The following is a 24,778-nucleotide window of genomic DNA, read 5'->3' as shown; positions in this document are numbered from 1 at the left end:
AACATTGCGGCCAACCTTGGACAAGGTTGGCCGCAATCACGATAACGCAGCGTCATTCAGAAACGATTCAGTCGCGACTACCCCCTGCCGCGTGTGGCAGCAAGTCGTCGATTGCATCCACAACAGCCTGTACAGGAATATGGGCAACCTGCCAGTCCTGTTCTGAGCCGGAGGTCAGCACCCGGTGCGGCACCTGCCACGGGTACCAGTGCTTGGTTTTCTTTTCGAGATGCTCGAACAAGCCGATCACCCTGGCTCCCATCCCGGCCGCAAGATGCAGGCCGCCACCGTCCGAACACACCGCCAGATCGGCGCAGGAAAAGGCGGCCATCAAATCCTTGACCGTCCGGGTCGGGTAGAACACCAGGCGCTCGTGATCCGGAAACTGGCTGCGGACGTAATGCGCTTTTTCGTCATCGCCCGGATGACGAGGATCATCGACGGCGCCAGGCGCCCACAACAGCAGGAAATCCACATCCCGCGACAAGCAGGTCCGGATCACTTCGCAAAAATGCTCGACCGCCCAGACCCGGCTCTTCTCGCGGGCGCTGACATGCAAGGCGACAACCGGGCGCTGCATGGTGGAAAACCGACGGGCCAAAACATCAGGCACCACGACAGCAGGCAAACTCAGCTTGCCCGGTGCTTTAGTGATACCCAACGGCCGCAAAAGCTCGGCGAGGCACTCTACTTCGTGACGGAACACATGATCCCGCGTGAAGGGGATCGGGTAGTCCACGATGGCATCGTAGTCTGTCCCCTCCGACACGAAACTGATCACATGCTTCGGTCTGGCGGCCTTGGCCAGACGTACGGCATTCTTGGGATAACCCGAGCCGGCCACGATCGCGTAATCAAAATGCTCACGCCGCAACGCAAGGTAGGTCATCAGCTTGCGCCAAACCACCCGCACAACCGAATCACCCGGCCTGCGGTGTTTCAGTTTGGTATAGAAGTACACGCCATCCAGCAGCGGATGCCCATCCAGCACGTCCTTGTTGTAGTCGTTGACCAGTGCATAGATTGCCGCTTGCGGATATTTCTCACGCAAGGCCGCGATCAAGGGCGTGGTACAAACCAGGTCGCCGATATTGTCACGGCGTATCACCAAAATCTTCATGCCAGTTTTCCCGAAGAAGAGCCGGAACGGGGCGCTGCCTGTGGCACCAACAGCATGCCTGCCAGCATCATCAGCAACACCGCGTTCGCCCACATGCCATTGGCAAAACCCACCAGCAAGAAAGCCGGGATGATGACCAGCAGGCTGCCGGCAACCGGGTGGCGTACCGTCTTCCGCCAGACCTGACGAAACGACAGCCACAGAATTGTCAACAAGAAGGACAGGTACACCAGCAAGCCGCACAGGCCAGTTTCCAGCGCCACCTGCAAGTACAGACTGTGAGGGTTGGCCTTGCCGTACGGATATCCACGCTTAGTGAAATATAAATAGCCAGAACGGTTTCGCGGGTGTGATCCGGCCTGTAGGTACTTCAGCAGCGGCTTGTTGCGGACCAGCAGTGCCAGCTTGCGCCAACCAGGCCCATAACCCAATACCGGCTGCTGGCGGATCAGATAGCCGGTCGCAACCCAGATACCTTGGCGCTCCAGCAGAGCCGGATCCTGTTGGTAGGTGTCACTGCGAAATGTGGAAGCATAGCGCTGCCACAGCTCCGGCTTCGCGGCAAACAGACCTGCCGCCGAGATCACACACCCGAGCAGCAATAGCAGGCTCTTGCGCCACGAGCCATTAAGCAGTAGCAACAACAGCAGGCTGGCGATGATGGCCAGCAGCGGCGTCCGGCTCTGGTGCAACACCAGATTCAGCATTTCCACACCCCACATCACCGCCAGCAGCACGCGCCAGCGGCGCGACAGCCAGTCCTGCCCGAACAGCAACAGCACCGAGGTCAACGGCAGATAGAACACCGCATCCATCGCATAGCCGCGCCGGTACGGTGCCAGCCAAGCCAGATCAAGACCGTAATACGCCAGCAATAACAAGGAACGCAGGGCAAAACCCAGTGCAAAACCCAGCAGGATGATCCGCGCCTGCTGCTCGCGACGGATAAAGCTGCACGCCATCAGAAAGACCAGTAACGGCTTCAGGTAGTCCTTCTTGAATTCGTTGAGGTTGTTGACCAGCCAGTCACCGTTGAGCAGTAGCGAGGCGACAAACACCAGTACCAGCAGCATGAACAAACGGAATATCCCGCTCCGCCACGGCAGGACTGGCCGCATGCACAGCAGCCAGCCTGTCCATAGAATCACTGCCAGATAAAAACTGCTGTTCATGAGGCCAGTCAGCGCGGTCGAGGCCGAGGCAAAACAGAACAGTGCGATCAGGAAGAAAAGCGGTTTCTCCAGCAACGCCCCGTAGCGCGCCAGATTAGAAACAGGGGGAGCATCAGTCATTCAGGACTTCTTTCGTAGCAATCATGATGTCCTCAACCGCAACGCGGCGGATACAGGCTCGATCCCCCGTCTTGCAGGTATAAGGGGCATTGAATACAAAGGCACACGGATAGCAGGACGGCTGTTTCGACACGAAACGCACTCGCGGCCCCAGGGGACGCTGCTCGCGGAAATCCACCGGTCCGACGATCACGACCATCGGCACGTCAAAGGTATCCGCCAGATAGGTCAGCCCCGAGTCGACGCCGATGAACAGTTTCAGGCGCTGCATCAGCGCCGGCAGCTCGTCCAGCTGGAAGGCGCCGGCCGCATTGATGACGCGCTCGCCGCCCTGCACGCGGCCAACGACCACGCCGGCGCTCGGGCCGTCCTCCGGCCCGCCGATCAGCACCACCTGCCCCGGATAATCCTGCAACAGCCGTGCCACCAGCGCCGACAGCAAGTCTTCACCCAGCTCCTTCAGCTTGTTGGCGCTGGAAATCGCCAGCCCGATGGCGGTGTTGTCACGGGTAATCTCCAGCCGGTCGCAGACCGCCTCGCCGCTGGCGGCGATGGCCATTTTCTTGCGCAGGCCCATGGCGATGCCCTGCTGCTGTAGCAGGCGCTGCTTGGTGGCCAGCACCAGTTCGCCCGGGCGATGTTGCTCTGTGCTATCGATACAGCAGCGCAGGGCCGCCAGCGTGCGGCCAACCCTGGTCGGCATGATGGACAGCGTGCGCGGCACACCGGCCCAGATCAGACCACACAGCAGCGGCAGCGACGGCGACAGGTTGACGGCCAGGTCGTAGCGTCCGGCGGCAATCAGCCGCGCCAGCCGCCACTTGCCGCCCCAGCCGCGCCACGAGTCGGAGCGGATGGCAATGCAGTGGTCGACTTCGTTCAGGCCGGCGATGATCTTGCCGGTGACCGGCGCATGTAGCACGGTCAGCTGCGCATCGGGATAGTGCTGGCGCAAGGCCAGGATTACCGGTGTGGCGCACAGCATGTCGCCGATCTTGGCGGTCTGCACCAGCAGGATGCGCTCGATCCGGTCACGTCGCCGCAGGCGCTTGGCCAGCCACCACCACGGTGCCAGCAGATAGGTCAGCAGTACATAGATCATGATTTGCGCGCCGCGCCGGCCAGAATCGCCTCGGTACCGGCCACGTAGCGGGCGATGGTGTACTGCGCCTTGACCCGTGCCTCCCCTGCCTGCCCCATGCGCTGGCGCAGATCCGCATCGGCCACCAGCGTCGCCAGTGCCTCGGCCAGCGCGGCGCTGTCCGCATACGGTACCAGCAGGCCGCTATCGCCATCGGCCACCAGCTCTTGCGAGCCGACCACGCGCGAGGCCACCACCGGCTTGGCCAGCAGCATCGCCTCCAGCAGCACGCGTGGCAGGCCCTCGCTTTGCGACACCAGCACGCAGATGTCCATCGCGGCGGTATAGGCCAGTGGCAGGGGCTGAAAGCCGGCAAACACCACCTGCCCGGAGATGCCCAGGCTTGCGGCCAACCCTTCCAGTTCCGCACGCTGCGGGCCGTCCCCCACCAGCAACAGACGCACCGGCAGCTGGCGCCGCAGCAGCTCGGCGGTCGCCTGCAGCAAGAAGCGCAAGCCCTTGCGTTCAACCAGTTGTCCGACCGCGCCCAGCACGATCTCGTGCTCGCGGCCGGCCAACAGTTGCGCACGCACCGCCGCACCATCCGGCAAGACCTGATCCGGATCGATGCCGTTCAGCACCGCCACGCACTTGTCCGCCTGCACGCCGTGACGGTGCAACGCCTCGACCACGCCGTTGGAAACGCCGATCACTTTATTGGCCACCCGGTTGACGATGGCGGCATCGGCGGCATCCATCAGCGGCTCGATACGGCAGTGCTGCACCACCGGCACGCCGGTCTGCTCGGCCGCCAGATAGCCCTCCAGATTGGAACGTGGCTGGTTGTTCATGTACAACAGGTCGAAGCGCTCGTCACGCAGCTGGCGCGCGATCGCCGCCGCATTGGGCGCGATGCGCCAGGCGTGCTCGATGCGCTTGACCAGCGCCTGACGCCAGGGCTTGTGCCAGGCCAGCAGGCCGCGCACCAGCTCCTTGGCCAGCTTGGCCCACAGCGGCTGTTTGCGCTGCGGCAACAGGCGCAACGGCATGCCGATGGCGGCCAGTTCGCGCGACAGCGTGCTCTGGCCCTTGCTGTAATCGCGGTAAAACAGGCAGGTGACGTCGAAACGCTCGCGGTCGATGCGCTTGAGCAGCTCGAACAGGCTGTTGGTCCCGCCGCCCCATTCATTGCCGGTATCCAGCAACAGGATTCTGGTTCGGGTTGTCATTGAGGAGTCTCCGGTTGCAAGGACAACTGGCGCTCACAGGCGGCCAGCACTTCGTCAACCGTAATGTTGTCCATGCACGGCGGCGCCGAATACTTGCAGCGCTTGCCGAGACAGGGATCGCAGGTGCGGTGCTTCTGGATCACGATATGGCGCTGCAGCTCGGTGGTCGGGCCGGAGCCGTGCCAGTGCGCGGCGGCGAACAGGCCGACTATCGGCGTGCCCACCGCAATCGCCATGTGCATGATGCCGGTATCCGGCGTTACCAGGCAGGCAAAACGCTGCACCAGTGCCGGCATCCGCGTCAGCGGCAGCTGCCCTGCCGTCACCACCAGTCGCGCGTCGTTGACGGCGCTAGCAACGGCATCGGCCAGCGCCCGCTCCTGCGGCGAGCCGGTGACCACGATGCGCAGCGCAGGGTTGGCCGCAAGCAGGCGCTGCGCCAGCTCGGCATAGCGTTCCGGTCGCCAGCGCCGGCTGGCGGTCGAGGCGCCCACCTGGAAACCGATCACCGGCTGCTGCGGCGTGATGCCGTATTGCTGTTGCAGCCAGCCGGCCACCGCGTCGCGGCTCTGTGCCGCCACCGGCAGGATCATGTGCTTGTCGCTACCGTCGGCACCGGCCAGCGCGGCCACGGCCAGACGCTGGTCGATGCCGTGGGTGAAGTCGCTCCAGTTGCTGACCTGCTGGTGATTGCTGAGCAAAAAGCGGAAACGGCTGTTGTTGGGCAGCTTGAAGCGCCAGCGGGCACCGCTCAGATACGCCAGCGGCGTGGCCTGCGGCTCGTTGGCGTGCAGGATGGCCACCAGATCGAAGCGCTCGCGGCGCAGTGCCAGCGCCAGACGCACAAAGCGGCGATAGCCGCCGTGGTAGTCAATCAGGTCGTCTATGTCGGGGTTATTGGCAAACAGGCCGTGATACGGCGCGTTGACCAGCAGCACGATGCGCGCCTGCGGGTAGCGCTGGCGCAGGCTGCGGATAGCCGGAGTGGACAGCAGCGTGTCGCCGATGGCGGTACAGGACATCACCAGGATGCGGCGGATGGCGGCGGTACCCAGCTCGGCCGGGTCCGGCGCACGGCGGTCGAAGCGGCGGGCCAGGCCCAGCCCCCACGCCAGCAGGTTTTCGCGGATGCGGGTGCCCATTATTTGCCCCGCAGCGCCAGATAGGCGCGCCCCAGCAGCGGGCTGCGATACAGGCCGAGGCGACGGCCGAACCAGCCGTCGCTGCGGTCCTTGGTCACGATGCGGCCGATGTGTCGTGGCGAGGTGGCGCGGGTGTTGAGCGCCTTGTCCACCGTATACAGGTGGCGGAAACCGGCCTCGGCGGCCACGGCCAGGTAGTCGTCGTCAAAATAGCCCTGCGGCCAGCACAGGTGATCGCTGACCGTGCCCAGCCGCGCCTGCAGCGTGGCACGCGACTGCGCCAGATCCGCCGCCAGTTGCGCGCGCTTGTCCTCGCGGCTGGCGCACAGCTTGTCCCAGCGCGCATGGCTGTGGGTGTGGCTGTGGAACTCGAAGGTGCCGGCGGCACGCGCCGCCTCGATCTCGCTCCAGCGCATCATCACCTCATCGGCACGCCCCTCGTCAACCGCCCGCTTGCAGCCCTTGTGATCCGGCGTGGCCGGCAAGGGTTGGCCGCAACCGTCGTGCGGCCGCACCGCACCGTCGCCGATCCAGCCGGTGATGGTGAACAGCGTGGCCTGCTGGCCGTAACGCTGCAGCACCGGATGGGCGTAGACCCAGTTGTCGAGGTAACCGTCGTCAAAGGTGACCAGCACGCTCTTGTCCGGCAGCGGTCGACCGGCGAGAAAACCGGCCAGGTCGTCGCAACGGAGGGTGGTCCAGCCGTTTTCCGCCAGCCAGCGCATATTGTGCTCGAAGGTCTGCGGCGAGACCGTCACCAGGCCGGGGCTGGGGCTGACGTGGTGGTACATCAGTACCGGAATGGCTTTGGCCTGTTTCATCCCTGCCCCCGTTGTGCCAGCAGGCGGCGATACAGCTCCAGCATCGACCGGCACATGGTGTCGACATGGAACACCGACGACACCAGCTCGCGGCTGCGCTCGGCCATGCGCCGGCGCAGCGCGTCGTCGCCCAGCAGGCGGTTGACCGCCTCGGCCAGGCTGGCGGCATTGCCCGGCGCAATCAGCAGGCCGTTGTCGCCGTCGCGGACCACTTCCGGCACGCCATCGACATTGGTGCCCACCACCGGCAGACCCATCGCCATCGCCTCGATGTAGGAGGTGCCCAGCGCCTCCTGCTCGGTCGGCAACAAGAACAGGTCGCAGCCGGCCAGCACATTGGCGATGTCGCGGCGCAGGCCGAGCAGGTGTATGCGTGCGGCCAACCCTTTTGCTGCAATCAGCGTCTTGAGGTTGTCCATCTGTGCACCGTCGCCGGCAAACACGAAATGGGTGTCCGGATGCGCCGCCAGAATGCGGTCGGCCGCCCCCACGATGAAACGGTGTCCCTTTTTCATGCGCAGGATGGCCACGGTGCCGATCACGCGGGCGCTGTCGGCGATGCCCAGTTCGGCGCGCAGCGTGGATGGCCCGTCCAGTTGCATCACCCGCGGATCGATGCCGGTGTACACGGTGGACACGCGCGACTCCGGCACACCCTCGCTCATCAGGTAGCGGCGCACGTGCTCGCTGACGCTGACGACATGGTGCGGCAGCGTGGTATAGGTGAAACGCGAGGTGATCGGCAGCGCCAGATGGCGGGTACGCACCACCAGACGACCGGCCAGCAAGCCGGCCACGCCGCCGAGGATGCTGTCGCGGCCACTGTGGGTGTTGACCACGTCGGCCTGCACGCGACGGATGATGGCCGCCATGCGCCACGCCGCCGGCAGGTCGATGCCGTTGCGCATGCGCACCTCGAACACCTCGAAACCGGCCTCGCGCGCACGGGCGCCGAACTTGGCCTTGGGCTGGCACAGCAGGATCATGCGGTGGCCCAGCTGGCGCAGGCCCACCATCTCCTTGAAGGTGCGGTGCTCCTGCCCGCCCCAGCCCAGCGACGATTCGGTATGGACGATGGTCAGTGCCGGCTTAGTCATGGGCCGGCTCCTTGAATTGCAGGCGGTGCAGGTTGGCGTACAGGCCATCCTGCGCGATCAGGGCGGCGTGGTTGCCGACTTCGGCAATACGACCCTGATGCATCACCACGATGCGGTCGGCGTGCTCGATGGTGGACAGACGGTGGGCGATCACCAGCGTGGTGCGGTTCTGCATCAGGTTTTCCAGCGCCGCCTGCACCAGCCGTTCGGACTGGGTGTCCAGCGCACTGGTGGCCTCGTCCAGGATCAGGATAGGCGCGTTTTTCAGCAGTGCACGGGCAATCGCCAGCCGCTGGCGCTGGCCGCCGGACAGGCGCACGCCGTTTTCGCCGATCAGGGTGTCAAAGCCCTGCGGCATCGCCTCGATGAATTCCAGCGCGTTGGCGGCGCGGGCGGCCTCGACCACCTGCTCGCGGCTGACTTCGCCGATGCGGCCGTAGGCAATGTTGGCCGCCACGCTGTCGTTGAACAGCACCACGTCCTGGCTGACCAGCGCAATGTGCTGGCGCAGGCTGGCCAGGGTGATGTCGGTCAGCGGAATGCCGTCCAGCAGGATCCGCCCCGCCGATGGCTCGTAGAAGCGCGGGATCAGGCTGACCAGCGTGGTCTTGCCGCTGCCGCTGGAGCCGACCAGCGCCACGGTCTCGCCCGGTTTGACGGCAAAGCAGATGTCCTGCAACGCCGGGCGCTCGGCTGCCGGGTAGCTGAACTGTACGTTGTCGAACAGCAGCTCGCCGCGCGTACCCTGCAGGCGGCGGGTGCCGTTATCCGGCTCGCCCTGCTCGTCGAGGAAGCCGAACACGCTCTCGGCGGCGGCCAGGCCTTTTTGCAGCGATTGCGAAATGCTGGTGATGCGCTTGACCGGTGCGAACAGCATCAGCATCGCGGTCAGGAAGGACATGAAGTCACCAGCGGTAAAGCTACCGCTGTGGGCGCGCAGCGCGGCGAAATACAGGATGGCCGCCAGCGCGCAGGCGATGAACAGCTGGGTCACGCCGGTATTGGCCGACGAGGTGGCGCTTTGCTTGACGCCGTTATGGCGGATGGCCTCGGCCGTGCGCTGGAAGCGCTGCGCCTCGTAGCCTTCGCCGCCATAGACCTTGACCACGCGGTGGCAATCGATGGTTTCGCCCAGCACCTGGGTCAGTTGCGCGATGTTCTGCTGGTTCTGGCGCGACAGGCCGCGCAAGCGCTTGCTGACCACGCGCACGCACAGTGACACCACCGGCAGTACCGCGAGGCAGATCAGCGTCAGCTGCCAGTCGGTATAAAACAGCAGGCCCAGCAGGCCGATGATGGTGATGCCGTCCTTGACGGTGACGGTGATCACGTTGAAACCGGCCTCGGTCACCAGGTTGACGTCGAAGGCGATGCGCGACAGCAGGCGGCCGGACGGATGGTCGTCGTAGTAGTTCACCGGCAGGCGAACCAGTTTGGCGAACATCTCCTCGCGCAGCGTCTGCACCAGATGGCCGGTCAGCCAGCTGGTGGAGTATTCGTTGATATAGCTGGTCAGCCCGCGCACCAGGAACAGGCCGACGATGGCCAGCGGCGCCCAGATCAGCGACGAGCCGTCCTTGTTGACGAAACCGCCGTCGATCAGCGGCTTCATCAGCCGGGCGAAGGCCGGCTCGGTGGCGGCGGCGATGCTCATCGACAGCAGCGACACCAGAAAAACCTTCCAGTAAGGCCTCAGGTAGCCGAGCACCCGCTTGTAAAGCGCGAAACTGCTGGTCGCAGGGATAGTTGTCATGCGAAAAACCAACGATAAAACAAACGATTATAAACCAGTCCGGCGCCAGCCGGGCCCTGTCACAACAAGCGCTGGTAGCAAGCCAGCAGACGCGCGGCCATCTTGTCCAGCGTCAGCTCGGCCACACTGTCGCGCGCCGCTGCGGCCAAGCTTGGCCAATCGGCACGGCAGGCCAGCCAGCTGGCGACCTGTGCCTGCTGCGCCGGCGTATCCAGCGCGTCGGCTACCCAGCCGTTGTCGCCGTCGCGGATCAGCTCCGCGGCGCCACACTGCAGCGTGGTGAATACCGGCAGACCGGCGGCCAGCGCCTCGACACAGACATTGGGAAACGGATCGTACAGGGTGGGCAGGATGAAGGCGTCGGCCATGCCGTAAAACGGCTTGACGTCGTTTTGCGCGCCGGCAAAACGGACACGTGCGGCAACCCCCAGCGCTGCGGCCAGGCTTTGGTAGCGCGCGACGCGCTTGTCGTGCCCGACGACCACCAGATGCACATCCGGATGCGGCACGATGGCCTGCAAGGCCCGTGCCACGCCCTTGCGCTCGAAGCCGGAGCCGACGTACAGCAGCAGCGGCGCGGAGGCCGGGATCTGCCACTGCTCGCGCATCGCGGCACGGTGTTCGCGCAGCGACGGGTGAAACGCCGCGGTATCGACGCCGTTATAGATCACGGCAAAACGCTCGTCCGGCAGGCCGAAGTAGTGCTGGATCTCACGCTTCACCATCTGCGAATTGCAAATTACGGTTTTCAGGCGCGGATGCAGGAACATGCGCCGCTCCATCCACTGCACGTAGTGGTGGTAGGGATTCAGCAGCATGGCCAGCCGGCCCCGGCGCGACAGCACGCGGCGGCGCAGCTGCAGCCAGTGACGGTGCACGCCATCGCCGGCACGGTAGATGTCGCAGCCGGCGATGCGCTCGTGCGACTGCACCAGCTCGAAGCCTTCGCGCTGCCAGATCTGGCGCGCGGCGCAAGCAAAGCCCCAGTCGCGCCAGACACTGCCGAGATAGAAAGGGTTGGCCGCAAAGGCGCGCACGCCGGACAGCGACTCCCACTTGCGCGCGATCAGGTTCACCTCCAGAGCGCCCTGCGCCGACAGCGCCGACAGCGCGCGGCTGACGAAGCGCTCGGCGCCGCCGGCCGGATTGTATTTCTGCCGCACGATGGCCAGCCGCGTCATGCGCCGACCTCGGCCATCAGGCTGTTGAAGGCGGCCAGCACCTGCGCCTCGGTGATCAGTTCCAGACACTCGCTGCGCTTGCCGCCGCCACAGCCGTCCTTGCCACACGGGCGGCACGGCAGGTTGGTCGTCAGTACGCGATGTGGCACCTGCCACGGCCCCCACTCGATGTCGCCGGAGGGACCGAACAGCGCCACGCACGGCGTCTGCATCGCCGCGGCGATGTGCATCGGCACCGAGTCCATGCCAATGAAGGCGCGCGCACCGTCGATCAACGCCGCCAGCTCCTTCAGGCTCAGCTGGCCGGCCAGCGAGGCCACCGGCCGGGACAGCCGGCCGGTGATATCGGCCAGCATCGCCAGCTCCGCCGGATCCGGCGCCGCCGACAGCACCACGGTCTCGCCCTGCACGCGCAATTGTTCGATCAGTGCCGCCATACGGGCGGCAGGCCAGGTCTTGAACAGCCAGCGCGAGGTCGGATGGATGAGCAGGTAGGCGCCGCTGACGCCCTGCGCCGCCAGCTTCTGGCGCACGCTCTGCTGGGCGGTTTTGCCGGCCACCAGCCGCAGCCGGCGCTCGCCAGCCGACGGATGGATGCCGAGACGGCGCAAGGCGTCGAGGTGGATTTCGACGGTATGGCGACGGTTACCACCGATCACCGGGTAACGGTGACTGAAGCTGCGAGCAAAGAACTTGCCGAAATTACCGCCCGGCGCCACCGCCCAGCGCGGCCGCAGCATGCGGACGAGCCAGGCGCCGCGCTTGTGTTCGGTCAGCTGGATCACCAGATCGTAGTCGCGCGCCTTCAGCCCGGCCAGCAGCTGCCACTCGGCGGCCAGCTGGCCGCGCAGGCCGAGCTTTTTCCAGTTCCGGTCGATGGTGAACAGCTGCGACAGCGCCGGATGGCCGGACAGCATGTCGCGGGTGTCGTGATACACCAGCGCGTCGATCTCGGCGTGCGGTGCGTGCGTCTTCAGCACCGACAGCACCGGCGACGACAACAGCACGTCGCCGTGGTGGCGCAGCTTGATGACCAGCACGCGGCGCACGGCGGACAGATCGATAGCGTCTTTGAGCATAGAAAAGAAAAAAGCCGGATCAGGCGTCCGGCCCGGCATTCAGTTGTTGCAGAAGATCGGCGATTCTATCAGGGTCTTCGCTGCGAAGCATGCGCGCGACGTGCGGCCCCACTTCGTCGAGGTGGCTGGACAGTACCTGCTGCTTCACGTCCAGCAGGTTGGCCGGGTGCATCGAGAAGCGGCGCAGGCCCATGCCCAGCAGCAGGCGGGTCAGGCGCGCGTCGCCAGCCATCTCGCCGCACACCGATACCGGCACCCCGGCCTTGCTGGCGGTCTTGATGGTGTAGGAGATCAGCTTCAGCACCGCCGGATGGATAGGATCGTACAGGTGGCTGACGGTGTCGTCGTTGCGGTCGATCGCCAGCGTGTACTGGATCAGGTCGTTGGTGCCGATGGAGAGGAAGTCGACGTGCTTGATGAAGCTGCCCACCACCAGCGCCGCCGACGGGATCTCGATCATGGCGCCGACCTCCACCGCCTCGGCAAAGGCGACGCCCTCCGCGCGCAGCTCGGCCTTGGCGTACTCCAGCTGGTTGAGCGACTGCTTCAGCTCGCCCAGGCTGTTGATCATCGGGAACAGGATGCGGATCTTGCCGAAGGCCGAGGCGCGCAGCAGCGCGCGCAGCTGGGCGCGGAACATCAGCGGCTCGGCCAGGCACAGGCGGATGCCGGTCAGCCCCAGCGCCGGGTTTTCCGCCAGCTGGTGATTGAGCCAGCGCGGGCTCTTGTCGGCGCCGAGGTCCATGGTGCGCACCGTCACCGGCGCGCCACCGGTCAGCTCCGCCACCATGCGGTAGGCCTCGAACTGCTCGTCCTCAGACGGCAGGTTGTCGCGGCCGAGGAACAGGAATTCGCTGCGGAACAGGCCGACACCGACGGCACCGGCCTCCAGCACGTTGGCCGCATCCTGCGGCAGCTCGATATTGGCCAGCAGCTCGATCGGAGTGCCATCCTCGGTGATGGCGTCGGTGTTGCGGATGCTGGACAGCTTGCGCCGCGCCTCGACGCAGGCGCGTTGCCGGCGGCGGTACTCGGCCAGCACCGACGGCTCCGGGTTGATCAGCAGCACGCCCTGCTGGCCGTCGACGATGATCAGCTCGTCCTCGCGCACCAGTTCGCGCGCGTGGTGCAGTGCGATCACCGACGGCAGGTCGAGGCTGCGGCCGAGAATGGCGGTATGGCTGGTGGCGCCGCCGACGTCGGTGACGAAGGCGGCGACGCTGGAATCCTTGAAATAGACCATGTCGGCCGGCGACAGGTCGTGCGCGACCAGGATGGCGTCGCCGTCCAACCCTTCCGATAGCTGCAGCTCGGTAGTATGGCCGCCGAGGTTCTTGAACACGCGCTCCACCACCTGCAGCACGTCGTGCTTGCGTTCGCGCAGGTAGTCTTCCTCGATGGCGTCGAACTGCTCGATCAGGGTGTCGCACTGCTGTTTCAGCGCCCACTCCGCGTTGCAGCGCAGGCTGGCGATCAGTTCGCGCGGATCGCGCGTCAGGGTCACGTCCGACAGCAGCATGATGTGCAGCGACAGGAAGGCCCCCAGCTCGGCCGGGGCATTCTCCGGGATGCTGCCCCACAGCATTTCCAGCTGCTTGCGCGTGGCCCGCACTGCCTGGTCGAAACGCTGCTGTTCTGCCGCGATTTCGTGGTCGTCGATACTGTAATGCACCACGTCATCCATGCTTTGCGACAGCAAGTGGGCACGGCCGATGGCGATGCCGCCACCGATCGGTACCCCGTGCAAAACGATGCTCATGTTGCGCCCTCTCCCCTGTCCGGTACCTGTTCTTGTTGCGGGCGGTTATTCCGCCTCGTCAAAGCGGTTGTTGATCAGTTCGACCAGCGCCGCCATCGCGAGATCCTCGTCCTCGCCGTTGGTTTCCAGCTCGATTTGCGAGCCTTTCGCCGCCGCCAGCATCATCACCCCCATGATGCTCTTGCCGTTGACGCGGCGGCCGTTGCGCGCGATCCAGACCTCGGCCTTGAAACGGCTGGCGGTCTGGGTGAACTTGCTGGAGGCGCGCGCGTGCAGGCCCAGCTTGTTGATGATCTCGATTTGCTGTGTTTTCATTCTTTTCCCTCGGGAATGACGTAGTACACGCCTTCCAGTCCCCCTGTAATCGCCTTGCTGACCACCACCTCCAGCGGCTGCGCACTGTAGCTCAGCGCCCGCACCAGCATCGGCAGGTTGACGCCGGCAACGACCTCGACCATGCCGCGCTTGCGCAAGCGGCTGGCAATATTGCAAGGCGTCCCGCCGAGCATGTCGCTTAACACCAGCACGCCGCTGCCGTCATCGATCTTGTCGATCAATGCCTGCGCGTCCAGCAGCCGCGCGTCGGGATTGTCCTGTTTCTCGACGCCGAGAATGGCCAGATTGTCCGGCACGCGCCCCAGCACGTGCCGTGCACAGTCGGCCAGGCACAAGCCCAGCTCGCCATGCGAAATGATCAGTACACCTACCATGATTGTCTTGCTCCGGACGAGCCGGTATTGCCCGCGTTATGACGTGGTGACGGTACCGCGCCGCCACCGCCCTGGATTCACTGCTGCGCGTCGGGGGTCAGCACCACCTCCTCGACATCGCGGAACCAGCCCAGCCGCGACGACAGCGCCACCACGTCGCCGACGATGATCAGCGCCGGCGAGGCGATGCCGCTCTGCGCGATCTTGGCCGGCAGGCTGGCCAGCGTGCCAACCACGGTGCGCTGCTGCGCGGTGGTGGCGCGCTGCACCACCGCCGCCGGCGTCGTCGCCGCCTTGCCGTGCGCGATGAAGGCGTCGCAGATCTCGGCCGCCATCGCCAGTCCCATGTACACCACCACCGTCTGATCCGGGCGCGTCAGTGCCGGCCAGTCTAGCTGAATGCTACCGTCTTTTTTATGACCTGTAACAAACACCACCGCCTGCGCGTGATCGCGGTGCGTCAGCGGGATGCCGGCGTAGGCGGCAGCGCCGCTGGCCGAGGTGATGCCGGGCACCACCTCGAACGGGATACGGTGCTCGGCCAGCAACTCGATTTCCTCGCCGCCACGGCCGAAGGTGAACGGATCGCCGCCCTTCAGCCGCAGCACGCGCTTGCCCTCTTGCGCCAGCCTCACCAGCAGGGTGTTGATCTCTTCCTGCGGCATGGTGTGGTTGGCACGCTGCTTGCCGACGAAGATGCGCTCCGCGTCGCGGCGCACCAGCTCCATCAATTCCGGCGCCACCAGATTGTCGTACAGCACCACGTCGGCCTGCTGCATCAGGCGCAGGGCACGGAAGGTGAGCAGGTCGGGGTTGCCGGGGCCGGCACCGACCAGGTAGACCGCGCCGGACGGCGTGCTGTCGCCTGCGGCCAACCTTTGCAGCAGGTCGGCCTCGGCGGCGCGCTCGTCGCCGTTCATCACCTGTTCCGCCAGCGGCCCTTCCAGCACCGCCTCCCAGAACGCGCGCCGCTCCTCGACATTGCCGAAGCGCGCCTTGACCCGATCGCGGAAGCGCGCGGCGAACTGTGCCAGGCGGCCGAAACCGGCCGGGATCAGGCTTTCAAGCCGCGCGCGGATCAGCCGCGCCAGCACCGGCACGCCGCCGCCGGTCGATACCGCGATCACCAGCGGCGAGCGGTCGACGATGGCCGGCGTGATGTAGCTGGACAGCTCGGGGTCGTCCACCACGTTGACCGGAATGCCCTGCGCCTGCGCCGTCTGCGACACCAGACGGTTGACCTCGCGCTGGTTGGTGGCAGCCACCACCAGCCGCTGGCCGCCGACCTGTGCCGGCTGGAAACAGGCGTCGATATGGCGTACCTCGCCGGCGGCCGCCATCGCGGCCAGCTCCGGCGCCAGCTGCGGTGCCACCACCGTCAGCCTTGCACCGGCCGATTGCAGCAGGCGCGCCTTGCGCACTGCCACCTCGCCGCCGCCGACCAGCAGGCACGGCTCGCCGGCAAGGCGCATGAAAATCGGAAAATACTCCACGGAATGCTCCTGTAGCTGACCCTGGCAGAATACTCCAGCCGGCGCCGGTTGGCGATGCCCGCCCTCGGCACTACGCCCTGCAGCGGATGTCGCCGGCCATGGCATTCAGGTACTATGCTGCAAACATTATCCCGGATTCGCCATCGCCCGCCGCGCGGCCATGGCCTGCAGGAGTATCGCGTGTTCGCCCAAGCCACTCTCGAAACCGTCCTCAGCGCGCTGCCGGCCGGTTACCTGCTGCTTGACCTGTCGCGACAGGTCGTCTTCGTCAGCGAGCGTTTCAGCATCGCCTGCCACGACGCCCCGCTGCCCGTCGTCGGCAGCCCGCTGCCCGCCGCGCTGCTGCCGCAGGCGGTGCTGCAGCGCCTCGATCAGCCCGACGACAAGGGGCTGGCGCTGCCGGCGCACGGCCTGCTGCTGGAGTGGCTGGTCACGCCGCTGCAGAGCGGTTGGCTGATCAGCGTGCGCGAGGACCGCCACGCCTTCCGCACCCTGGTCGACAACTCGCCGGACATCATCACCCGCTACGACCTCGACCTGCGCTGCCGCTTCATCAACAACACGCTGAGCAAGTTCTCGCCGACACCGGCGGCGGAACACATCGGCCGCACGCTGGACGAACGGCGCCTGCCGGCACAGCTGAAGGACGCCATCCGCCACAATGCGCAGCAGGTGATCGCCAGCGGCAAGCCGCAGCGCTTCACCAGCGAGCTGAGCCTGCCGCAGAGGCTCTACGTGTTCGAGTCCAGGCTGCTGCCGGAGTTCGATGACGACGGCCAGCTGCAGTCGCTGCTCAGCATCGACCGCGACATCAGCGAGCAGCACGCCACCCGGCTGTGGGAAGCCGACGAAAACCGGCTGCTGGAGATGATCGCCAACGACCGGCCGCTGCCGGAGGTGATGACCTGGACCTGCCAGATGATAGAGAACCAGCTCAGCGGCACGATGTGCAGCATCATGCTGCTGGACGAGGCCGGCGAGCGGCTGTACCTGGCGGCGGCACCGTCGCTGGCCAGCGAATACAAGGAGGCGATCGACGGCCTGCGCATCGGCGAGGGCGTCGGCTCCTGCGGCACCGCCGCGCTGCGCGGCGAGATGGTGATCGTCAGCGACATCGCCAACGATCCGCTGTGGCAGGACTACCGCGAGCTGGCCGCCGCCCACCGGCTTGGCGCCTGCTGGTCGCTGCCCATCCTGGCGCAGGACGGCAAGGTACTCGGCACCTTCGGCCTCTACCACGACCGCCCCTGCGCGCCGGAGCCGCAGGCACTGGACATCGTGCGCCGCACCTCGCACCTGATGGCGATCGCCATCCAGCAGGAGCAGCGCGCCACCGCGCTGTACCGGCTGGCGACGCTGGACGGCCTGACCGGCCTCGCCAACCGCCGCCACTTCCTCGACCTCGCCTCGCAGCGGTTCAGGGAGGCGCGCTACCTCGGCAAGCCGTTCAGCCTGCTGATGATGGACATCGACCACTTCAAGCGCGTCAACGACGGCCACGGCCACGAAGGCGGCGACGTGGTGCTGCAGGCCTTCGCCCAGTGCGTGAAGAGCACGCTGCGCGCCAGCGATTTGGTGTGCCGCATGGGCGGCGAGGAGTTTGCCGCCATCCTGCCCGACACCCCGGCCGGCGAGGCGCTGGTGGTGGCGAAACGGCTGCGTAACGCCATCGCCGCACTGCCGATCTCGCACCAGGACCACACCATCCCGATCACGGTCAGCATCGGCGTCGCCTCGCTGTCGCCGGCCTGCCGCGAGCTGAGCGAGCTGATCCGTCACGCCGACCAGGCGCTGTACCAGGCCAAGGCCAAGGGACGCAACCGCGTCTGCGTCGCCGAGTCGCTGTAAGCGGCGCGATGGCCAAAAAGGTTGGCCGCAACAGCGCATGCCGTTGCGGCCAACCTTTTGTCATGGGCTGAAGACGAACGCGCCTAGTGCGCACTCTCCCAGCTGCTGCCGACACCGACCTCCGCCAGCAGCGGCACCTTCAGTTCGGCGACGCCGGCCATCAGCTGCGGCAGTTTTTCCCGCACCAGCACCAGCTCGCTTTCCGCCACTTCCAGCACCAATTCGTCGTGCACCTGCATGATCAGCTTGCTCTGCAGCCGCTCCCTCTCCAGCCAGCCCTGTACCGCGATCATCGCCAGCTTGATCAGGTCGGCGGCGGTGCCCTGCATCGGCGCGTTGATCGCGGCGCGCTCGGCGCCGGCGCGACGCGCCTGGTTGGCGGCGCGGATCTCCGGCAGGTACAGGCGGCGGCCGAACACGGTCTCGACGTAGCCCTGCTCGCGCGCCGCATCGCGCGTCTGCTGCATGTACTCGGCGACGCCCGGGTACTTGCGGAAGTAGCTGTCGATGTACAGCTTGGCGGCGTCGCGGCTGATGTCCAGCTGCGAGGCGAGGCCGAATTCGCCCATGCCGTAGATCAGGCCGAAGTTGATGGCCTTGGCGGCGCGGCGCTGCTCGGTCGTCACCTCGCCCAGCGGGGTGGAGAACACCTCGGCGGCGGTGGCCTTGTGGATGTCCTCGCCGCTGGCGAACGCCGCCAGCATGCCCGCGTCGCCGGACAGGTGCGCCATGATGCGCAGCTCGATCTGCGAGTAGTCGGCGGAAACGATCACGTGGCCGGGCGCGGCGATGAAGGCCTCGCGCACGCGGCGGCCCTCGGCGGTGCGCACCGGGATGTTCTGCAGGTTGGGGTCGGAGCTGGCCAGACGGCCGGTAATCGCCACCGCCTGTGCATAAGTGGTGTGCACGCGGCCGGTCTGTGGATTGATCAGCGCCGGCAGCTTGTCGGTGTAGGTGGACTTCAGCTTGGCGAGGCCGCGGTACTGCAAAATCAGCTTCGGCAGCGGGTGGTCCAGCGCCAGTTTTTCCAGCACTTCCTCGTCGGTGGAGAAGCCGCCGCTCGGCGTCTTGCGCACGCCCTTGGTCGGAATGCCGAGCTTGCCGAACAGGATTTCCTGCAGCTGCTTGGGCGAGTTGAGGTTGAACGGCTGGCCGGCCTGCGCGTAGGCGGCCTGCTCCAGGCGCAGCATCTCGCTGCCCAGCTGGTGGCTCTGCGCCGCCAGCTGCTCGCGGTCGATCAGCACGCCGTTGCGCTCCATCGCGAACAGCACCTCCGCCACCGGCAGCTCGATGTCGCGGTAGACCTCGGCCAGCTTGCCGCTCAAGAGCGGGGCGAAATGCTGCGCCAGGCGCAGGGTGATGTCGGCGTCCTCGGCCGCGTAGTTGGCCGCCACGTCCACCGCCACCTCGGCAAAGCCGATCTGCTTGGCGCCCTTGCCGCAGATTTCCTCGTAGCTGACCGTGGTTTCGTTCAGGTGGCGACGCGCCAGATCGTCCATATTGTGGCGCAGGTGGCTCTCGATCACGTAGGAGGCCAGCAGCGTGTCGTCGACCACGCCGCGCAGGGTGATGCCGTGGTTGGCAAACACGTGGCGGTCGTATTTCAGGTTCTGGCCCAGCTTTTTCTTGCCGGCGTCTTCCAGCCACGGCTTGAGCCGCGCCAGGGTGGCGTCGAAGTCCACCTGCTGCGGCGCGTCCGGGCCGCGGTGCGCCAGCGGCAGGTAGGCGGCCTGCCCCGCGGCCACCGAGAAGCTGATGCCGACCAGCCGCGCCTGCATCTGGTCGAGGCTGGTGGTCTCGGTGTCCAGCGACACCACCTCGGCCGCGGCCAACCTTTGCAGCCACGCGTCCAGCTGCCCAGTACTGAGGATGGTGTCGTAGTGGCGCACGATGGCGGGGTCGTTACCGACGGCCACAACAGTGGCCGGCGCCGCCGCGCCGTCGTCGCCGAACAGGTCGCCGCTGGTAGGCTGCGCCGCTGGCGCCCGCGTGGCGGCCGGCGTGACGGTGGCGGTATCGGCCGCCGCTTCGCTGACCTCGCGCAGGAAGGTGCGGAAGCCGCAGGCGGCGAACAGTTCCGCCAGCCGCGCCTTGTCCTTGCTGCCGTGCCGCAGAGTGTCCATGCCCTGCGGCAGCTCCGCCTGCAGCGGCACGTCGCACTTGATGGTGATCAACTCGCGCCCGCGCGGCAGCCAGTCCAGCGCCGCGCGCAGATTGTCGCCGACCTTGCCGCCAACGTTGGCCGCATGGGCGATCACGCCATCCAGCGTGCCGTACTCTTCCAGCCACTTCACTGCCGTCTTCGGGCCGCACTTGTCGACGCCGGGCACGTTGTCGACCTTGTCGCCGATCAGGGTCAGGTAGTCGATGATCAGGCCCGGCGGCACGCCGAACTTCTCCTGCACCCCGGCCTCGTCCAGGTTCTCGTTGGTCATGGTGTTGACCAGCGTCACCGCCGGCGTCACCAGCTGCGCCATGTCCTTGTCGCCGGTGGACACGATCACCCGCATGCCGGCTGCCTCCGCGCTGCGGGCCAGGGTGCCGATCACGTCGTCGGCCTCGACGCCGTCCACCATCAGCAGCGGCCAGCCGCTGGCGCGCACCACCTCGTGCACGGTGGGCACCTGCGCGGCGAGATCGCCCGGCATCGACGGCCGGTTGGCCTTGTACTCCGGGTACAGCTCGTCGCGGAAAGTCTTACCTTTAGCATCGAAAATGCAGGCGCTATAATCGAACTGCACTTCCTTTTCCAGCCGGCGCAGCATGTTGACCATGCCGTAGATGGCACCGGTCGGGTCGCCGGTGGGCGAGCGCAAGTCGGGCATCGCATGGAAGGCCCGGTACAAATAAGAAGAGCCGTCAATCAATAACAAGGTTTTCATAAGAAAAGGGGCAGATATGAGCTTGTCCGATAAATTACCGCAAACCAGCGACCGCTACGCGATGATGCAGCGTTTCCGCTCGCGCGAAGCCTGGCATGTGATGAAAATTCTGTCGGAATTTGTTGAATCGGCAGAAGAACTGCAACAGATCAGTCCAGCTGTAAGTATTTTTGGCAGCGCACGGACGCCGCGCGATCATCGCTATTATAAGCTGACCGAGGACATTGCCCGCCTGTTATCCGACGCCGGCTTCGCGGTGATCTCCGGTGGCGGCCCCGGCATCATGGAGGCGGCCAACAAGGGCGCCTATTACGGCAACAGCCCGTCGGTGGGCCTCAATATCGTGCTGCCGCACGAGCAGCGCCCCAACGAGTACCAGGACCTGAGCCTGAAGTTCGACCACTTCTTCAGCCGCAAGGTGATGTTCGTCAAACATGCGCTGGCCTATGTGGTGATGCCCGGCGGCTTTGGTACACTGGACGAAATGTTCGAGGCGCTGACGCTGATCCAGACCGGCAAGACGCGCAAGATGCCCATCATCCTGTGCGGCGTCGAGTTCTGGAGCGGCCTGCTCGACTGGGTGCGCCAGCGCCTGATCGGCGATGGTCTGATCAACGCCGAAGACCTCGACCTGCTGCAGCTGATCGACGATCCGCAGCAGATCGTGGAAACCATCTTCACCTTTTACGAAACCCGCGGCTTCGAGGCCCTGCCGGAAGAACGCGAACAGCTGCTCAATCTGTAATATTTGCCGACCGGCGCTGCCAGCCAGCGCCGACAACCGAGGAAACCCCATGTCCCGCCTGATTCTGGCCGTGCTGGCCGCCATCGCCCTGCCGGCGCTGGCCGATACCCCCGCCGCGGTGCTGCCGCCACCGCCGACCATTGCCGCCGATGCCATGGCAGAGCCGGAAGTCCGCATCATCCAGGACGGCGACAACAGCATCGAGGAGTACCGTCTCAACGGCCGCCTCTACCTGCTGAAAGTGACGCCGAAAAACGCGCCACCGTACTACCTGCGTGACGACGAGGGTAACGGCCAGATGAAACGCATCGACCCGTCGCAGCGCCTGGTGGTGCCGCAGTGGGTCCTGCTGACCTTCTGAGGAGCGGGCATGTCGGTTTATACCTCGGTCTCGACCGCAGAGCTGGCACAGTGGCTGCAGCGCTATGCGCTGGGCGAGCTGGTCGAGCTGAAAGGCATTGCGGCCGGTGTCACCAACACCAACTACTTCGTCACCACCACCCACGGCCGCTACGTGCTGACGCTGTTCGAGGTGCTGCAGCTGGATGAGCTGCCCTACTTCCTGGAGCTGAAGAGCCACCTGGCGCGCCACGGCGTCGCCTGTCCGGCGCCGATCGCCGACCACAACGACCAGTTTGCCTCGCTGCTGGCCGGCAAGCCGGCCTGCCTGGTCAGCTGCCTGGACGGCCACGACGTCGCCGAGCCGAACGCCGCACAGTGCTACGCCATCGGCGAGATGCTGGCGCAGATGCACAAGGCCAGCAGCACCTTCCCGCGCCGCATGCGCAACCCGCGCGGCCCGGAATGGTGGAGCCGCACCGCGGCCTCGCTGTATCCGCAGCTGCCGGCTGCCGACGCCGCCAGCCTGCGCAGCGAAGTCGCGTTCCAGGACAGCCACCGCTTCGATTTCCTGCCGCAGGGGGTGATCCACGCCGACCTGTTCAAGGACAACGTGCTGATGGACGGCGACAAGATCGCCGGTTTCATCGACTTCTACTACGCCTGCAACGACGTGCTGCTGTACGACCTCGCCATCGCGCTCAACGACTGGGCGCGCGACGCGCAGGGCGACATCGACGCCGAACTGGCCCGCGCCATCATCGCCGGCTACCAGAGCATCCGGCCGCTGACCGCGGAAGAGCGCAAGGCGTGGCCGGTGATGCTGCGCGCCGCGGCGCTGCGCTTCTGGGTGTCGCGCCTGCTCGACTTCTACCGTCCGGCCAGCGGCGAGATGACCTACACCAAGGACCCCGGCGTGTTCCAGCGCCTGCTGGAAGCGCACCGCACCCGCCAGGACTTCTGGCTGTAACGCGCATCAGCCCCGGCCAGCCGCCACCGCACAGCCCGCCCGTCGCGGGCTGTTTTGCCTGCTGGCGGAATTGCGGTATAACCGGCCAGTCACCCCACAAGGATCTGCCATGAACCCACGTCTGTTGCTGATCGAGGACGATCAGCGCCTGGCCGACCTCGTCAGCAGCTACCTGCGCAAGAACGGCTACGACATCCAGCACCACGCCCACGGCGACGGCGCCGCCGAACGCATCATCGAGATCATGCCCGACCTGGTGATCCTCGACGTGATGCTGCCGGGCAAGGACGGCTTCGAAGTCTGCCGCGCGGTGCGCCACCGCTATCCGGGGCGCATCCTGATGATGACCGCCCGCGACGAGGAGATCGACGAGATCCTCGGCCTGGAGCTGGGCGCCGACGACTATCTGGCCAAGCCGGTGGAACCGCGCCGCCTGCTGGCGCGCATCCGCGCGCTGCTGCGCCGCAGCGACAACGGCGGCGACGACGGCGGCGACCAGGACAAGCTCGGCTTCGGCAGCTTCAGCATCTGCCAGAGCACGCGCGAGGCGGTGCTTGGCGCGCAGTCGCTGGAGCTGACCACCGCCGAATTCGACCTGCTGTGGCTGCTGGCCAGCCACGCCGGCGAAATCCTGTCGCGCGACGACATCATGAACCAGCTGCGCGGCATCGGCTTCGACGGCCTCGACCGCTCCATCGACGCCCGCATCTCGCGCCTGCGCAAGAAGCTGGACGACAATCCGGAGACGCCGACCCGCATCAAGACCGTGCGCGGCAAGGGCTACCTGTTCTCGCGGAGCGACTGGGAGTGAGAGCGCCGCTGGGCATGGCGCGCATGTTCGCGCGCTACTTCGCGCAGACCATGCTGCTGCAGTTCGTGCTGCTGCTCGGCTTCGTACTGCTGCTGATCGTGCTGTCCGCCAACAGCGAGCGCGAACGGCTGCAGAAGCAGATGGACGGCACCGTGCGCCTGATCCAGCGCGAGCTGCTGCGCCAGCCGCCGGCACGGCGCGACGCCAGCCTGCGCGAGCTGCAGCCGCTGTTCGCCTATCCGCTGGCGCTGCTCAGGCAGCCGCCGCCCGGCCTCGGCGAAGAGGCGCGCGCGCGCCTGGCCAGCGGCCAGAGCTGGCTCGACCGCAGCCAGCAGAACCTGTACGCGCCGCTGCCCGGCACCAGCCAGCTGCTGGTGATCGGCCCACTGGACAGCCAGGACAGCGGCGGCGGCTGGCTGCACAGCGAGCTGGGCCTGTTCGTGCTGTGGTTCGTCTTCTTCGGCGTGCCGCTGGCGCTGCTGATCTACCTCAACCTGCGCCCGCACTGGCACGACCTGGCCGCGCTGCGCGACACCTCGCTGCGGCTGGCGGAGGGCGACCTGGGCGCGCGGGCGCCGCCGGCGCGCAGCCCGCTGTTCTCGCCGCTGCAGCGCCAGCTCAACAGCATGGCGGAAAAGCTGGAAACGCAGATGGAGACGCGGCAGGCGCTGGCGCACGCCATCGCCCACGAGCTGCGCACGCCGGTGGCAAGGCTGCGCTTCGGGCTGACCATGATGGACGAGGCGGAGTCCGACGACGAGCGCCGCGGCTACCGCGACGGCATGGAGCGCGACATGCAGGAGCTGGACGAGCTGATCAACGTCAGCCTCAGCTACGCCAAGCTCGACCGCGGCGAGGTGCCGCTGGAGTACGACACCATCGACCTCGAAGAGTGGTTCGAGGACCTGATCGAGCTGGTGCAACCGTTGCGGCCAACCTTGCTGCAACTGACACTGGACTGCGCGCGCGGCGAGGCCACCGTCGACCGCCGCCTGGTCTACGTCGCCACCCGCAACCTGCTGCTGAACGCCTTCAAGTACGCGCGGCAGCAGGTGGCCATGACGGTGGCGGTCGAGCACGACCAGCTGATCGTCACCGTCGACGACGACGGGCCGGGCATTCCGGAAAAGGAGCGCGAGCGCATCTTCGACCCGTTCCAGCGCCTCGATCGCTCGCGCGACCGCGCCAGCGGCGGCTACGGCCTCGGCCTGTCCTTCGTGCGCCTGATCGCCCACCACCACGGCGGCAAGGCGTGGATCGCCCAGTCGCCGCAAGGCGGCGCCCGCTTCGGGCTGACGCTGCCACGGCAGCCGGCGCCGTCACAAAGCGTCACATAAACGCACAGCCGCCACACAGTCGGCGTACGCAAGCGCCATAGTGTTGCGCGGCGGCGGCACGCAGAATGGACTCATCAACCTCACTCACC

21 protein-coding genes are annotated in these 24,778 nt (G+C 66.3%); 6 read left to right on the top strand and 15 right to left on the bottom strand.

The window, feature by feature from the left end; all coding sequences use genetic code 11:
• Positions 1-67 precede the first annotated feature (67 nt).
• The 14 genes from IE100_RS13675 to cysG all read right to left on the bottom strand — a co-directional run bounded on the left by IE100_RS13675 (position 68) and on the right by cysG (position 15,757).
• Complete coding sequence (locus IE100_RS13675; RefSeq protein ID WP_189374914.1) at positions 68-1,120, bottom strand: glycosyltransferase family 9 protein; 1,053 nt, start codon at positions 1,118-1,120, stop codon at positions 68-70.
• Positions 1,117-2,412 carry an O-antigen ligase family protein gene (locus IE100_RS13670; protein ID WP_189374913.1) on the bottom strand — a complete coding sequence of 432 codons (1,296 nt, stop codon included), beginning with the start codon at positions 2,410-2,412 and terminating at the stop codon, positions 1,117-1,119. The genes IE100_RS13675 and IE100_RS13670 overlap by 4 nt, the downstream gene beginning before the upstream one ends.
• Positions 2,405-3,514, bottom strand: coding sequence for a glycosyltransferase family 9 protein (locus IE100_RS13665; RefSeq protein ID WP_189374912.1), 1,110 nt, complete (start codon positions 3,512-3,514; stop codon positions 2,405-2,407). The genes IE100_RS13670 and IE100_RS13665 overlap by 8 nt, the downstream gene beginning before the upstream one ends.
• The gene (locus tag IE100_RS13660; RefSeq protein ID WP_189374911.1) at positions 3,511-4,722 is read right to left on the bottom strand and encodes a glycosyltransferase; all 1,212 of its coding nucleotides are present in this window, start codon (positions 4,720-4,722) and stop codon (positions 3,511-3,513) included. The genes IE100_RS13665 and IE100_RS13660 overlap by 4 nt, the downstream gene beginning before the upstream one ends.
• Positions 4,719-5,864: a glycosyltransferase family 9 protein gene (locus IE100_RS13655; RefSeq protein ID WP_189374910.1), complete on the bottom strand. Its 1,146-nt coding sequence runs from the start codon at positions 5,862-5,864 to the stop codon at positions 4,719-4,721. Before IE100_RS13655 ends, IE100_RS13660 begins: the two co-directional genes overlap by 4 nt.
• A complete protein-coding gene (locus IE100_RS13650; RefSeq protein WP_189374909.1) occupies positions 5,864-6,685 on the bottom strand; it encodes a polysaccharide deacetylase family protein in 822 nt (273 codons plus the stop codon). Before IE100_RS13650 ends, IE100_RS13655 begins: the two co-directional genes overlap by 1 nt.
• On the bottom strand, positions 6,682-7,782 hold the full coding sequence (locus IE100_RS13645) for a glycosyltransferase family 4 protein (protein WP_189374908.1): 1,101 nt from the start codon (positions 7,780-7,782) through the stop codon (positions 6,682-6,684). The genes IE100_RS13650 and IE100_RS13645 overlap by 4 nt, the downstream gene beginning before the upstream one ends.
• Positions 7,775-9,535: a lipid A export permease/ATP-binding protein MsbA gene (gene msbA / locus IE100_RS13640; protein WP_189374907.1), complete on the bottom strand. Its 1,761-nt coding sequence runs from the start codon at positions 9,533-9,535 to the stop codon at positions 7,775-7,777. Before msbA ends, IE100_RS13645 begins: the two co-directional genes overlap by 8 nt.
• 59 nt (positions 9,536-9,594) lie before the next feature.
• The gene (locus tag IE100_RS13635; protein ID WP_189374906.1) at positions 9,595-10,716 is read right to left on the bottom strand and encodes a glycosyltransferase family 4 protein; all 1,122 of its coding nucleotides are present in this window, start codon (positions 10,714-10,716) and stop codon (positions 9,595-9,597) included.
• Entirely contained in the window at positions 10,713-11,795 is a 1,083-nt protein-coding gene (gene rfaQ / locus IE100_RS13630; RefSeq protein WP_189374905.1) for a putative lipopolysaccharide heptosyltransferase III, read from the bottom strand. The genes IE100_RS13635 and rfaQ overlap by 4 nt, the downstream gene beginning before the upstream one ends.
• A 19-nt stretch (positions 11,796-11,814) precedes the next feature.
• Positions 11,815-13,554, bottom strand: a complete 1,740-nt coding sequence (gene ptsP, locus IE100_RS13625) for a phosphoenolpyruvate--protein phosphotransferase (protein WP_189374904.1) — start codon at positions 13,552-13,554, stop codon at positions 11,815-11,817.
• A gap of 45 nt (positions 13,555-13,599) precedes the next feature.
• Positions 13,600-13,869: an HPr family phosphocarrier protein gene (locus IE100_RS13620; protein WP_047967915.1), complete on the bottom strand. Its 270-nt coding sequence runs from the start codon at positions 13,867-13,869 to the stop codon at positions 13,600-13,602.
• Positions 13,866-14,264: a PTS sugar transporter subunit IIA gene (locus IE100_RS13615; RefSeq protein ID WP_189374903.1), complete on the bottom strand. Its 399-nt coding sequence runs from the start codon at positions 14,262-14,264 to the stop codon at positions 13,866-13,868. Before IE100_RS13615 ends, IE100_RS13620 begins: the two co-directional genes overlap by 4 nt.
• A 77-nt stretch (positions 14,265-14,341) precedes the next feature.
• A complete protein-coding gene (gene cysG / locus IE100_RS13610) occupies positions 14,342-15,757 on the bottom strand; it encodes a siroheme synthase CysG (RefSeq protein ID WP_189374902.1) in 1,416 nt (471 codons plus the stop codon).
• A gap of 180 nt (positions 15,758-15,937) precedes the next feature.
• Here cysG and IE100_RS13605 point away from each other — a divergent pair, with 180 nt between their 5' ends.
• Positions 15,938-17,605, top strand: coding sequence for a diguanylate cyclase (locus IE100_RS13605; protein WP_189374901.1), 1,668 nt, complete (start codon positions 15,938-15,940; stop codon positions 17,603-17,605).
• Between the two features lie 83 nt (positions 17,606-17,688).
• On the opposite strand, the gene polA is transcribed toward IE100_RS13605, so the two are convergent.
• Entirely contained in the window at positions 17,689-20,487 is a 2,799-nt protein-coding gene (gene polA / locus IE100_RS13600; protein WP_189374900.1) for a DNA polymerase I, read from the bottom strand.
• Positions 20,488-20,503: 16 nt separating this feature from the next.
• On the opposite strand from polA, the gene IE100_RS13595 reads away from it, so the two are divergent.
• The 5 genes from IE100_RS13595 to IE100_RS13575 all read left to right on the top strand — a co-directional run bounded on the left by IE100_RS13595 (position 20,504) and on the right by IE100_RS13575 (position 24,689).
• On the top strand, positions 20,504-21,232 hold the full coding sequence (locus IE100_RS13595; RefSeq protein WP_189374899.1) for an LOG family protein: 729 nt from the start codon (positions 20,504-20,506) through the stop codon (positions 21,230-21,232).
• Positions 21,233-21,281: 49 nt separating this feature from the next.
• The gene (locus tag IE100_RS13590) at positions 21,282-21,593 is read left to right on the top strand and encodes a DUF2782 domain-containing protein (RefSeq protein ID WP_120809321.1); all 312 of its coding nucleotides are present in this window, start codon (positions 21,282-21,284) and stop codon (positions 21,591-21,593) included.
• Positions 21,594-21,602: 9 nt separating this feature from the next.
• Complete coding sequence (gene thrB, locus IE100_RS13585) at positions 21,603-22,541, top strand: homoserine kinase (RefSeq protein ID WP_189374898.1); 939 nt, start codon at positions 21,603-21,605, stop codon at positions 22,539-22,541.
• A 109-nt stretch (positions 22,542-22,650) separates the two neighbouring features.
• Complete coding sequence (locus IE100_RS13580) at positions 22,651-23,352, top strand: winged helix-turn-helix domain-containing protein (RefSeq protein ID WP_189374897.1); 702 nt, start codon at positions 22,651-22,653, stop codon at positions 23,350-23,352.
• A complete protein-coding gene (locus IE100_RS13575) occupies positions 23,349-24,689 on the top strand; it encodes an ATP-binding protein (protein ID WP_189374896.1) in 1,341 nt (446 codons plus the stop codon). The genes IE100_RS13580 and IE100_RS13575 overlap by 4 nt, the downstream gene beginning before the upstream one ends.
• The last annotated feature ends 89 nt before the right edge of the window (positions 24,690-24,778 follow it).

The organism is Vogesella alkaliphila (genome assembly GCF_014652475.1).
In the GTDB taxonomy this organism is placed as follows: domain Bacteria; phylum Pseudomonadota; class Gammaproteobacteria; order Burkholderiales; family Chromobacteriaceae; genus Vogesella; species Vogesella alkaliphila.
Note: the sequence above shows the minus strand (reverse complement) of the source record. Positions and strands in the feature narration are given on the sequence as shown.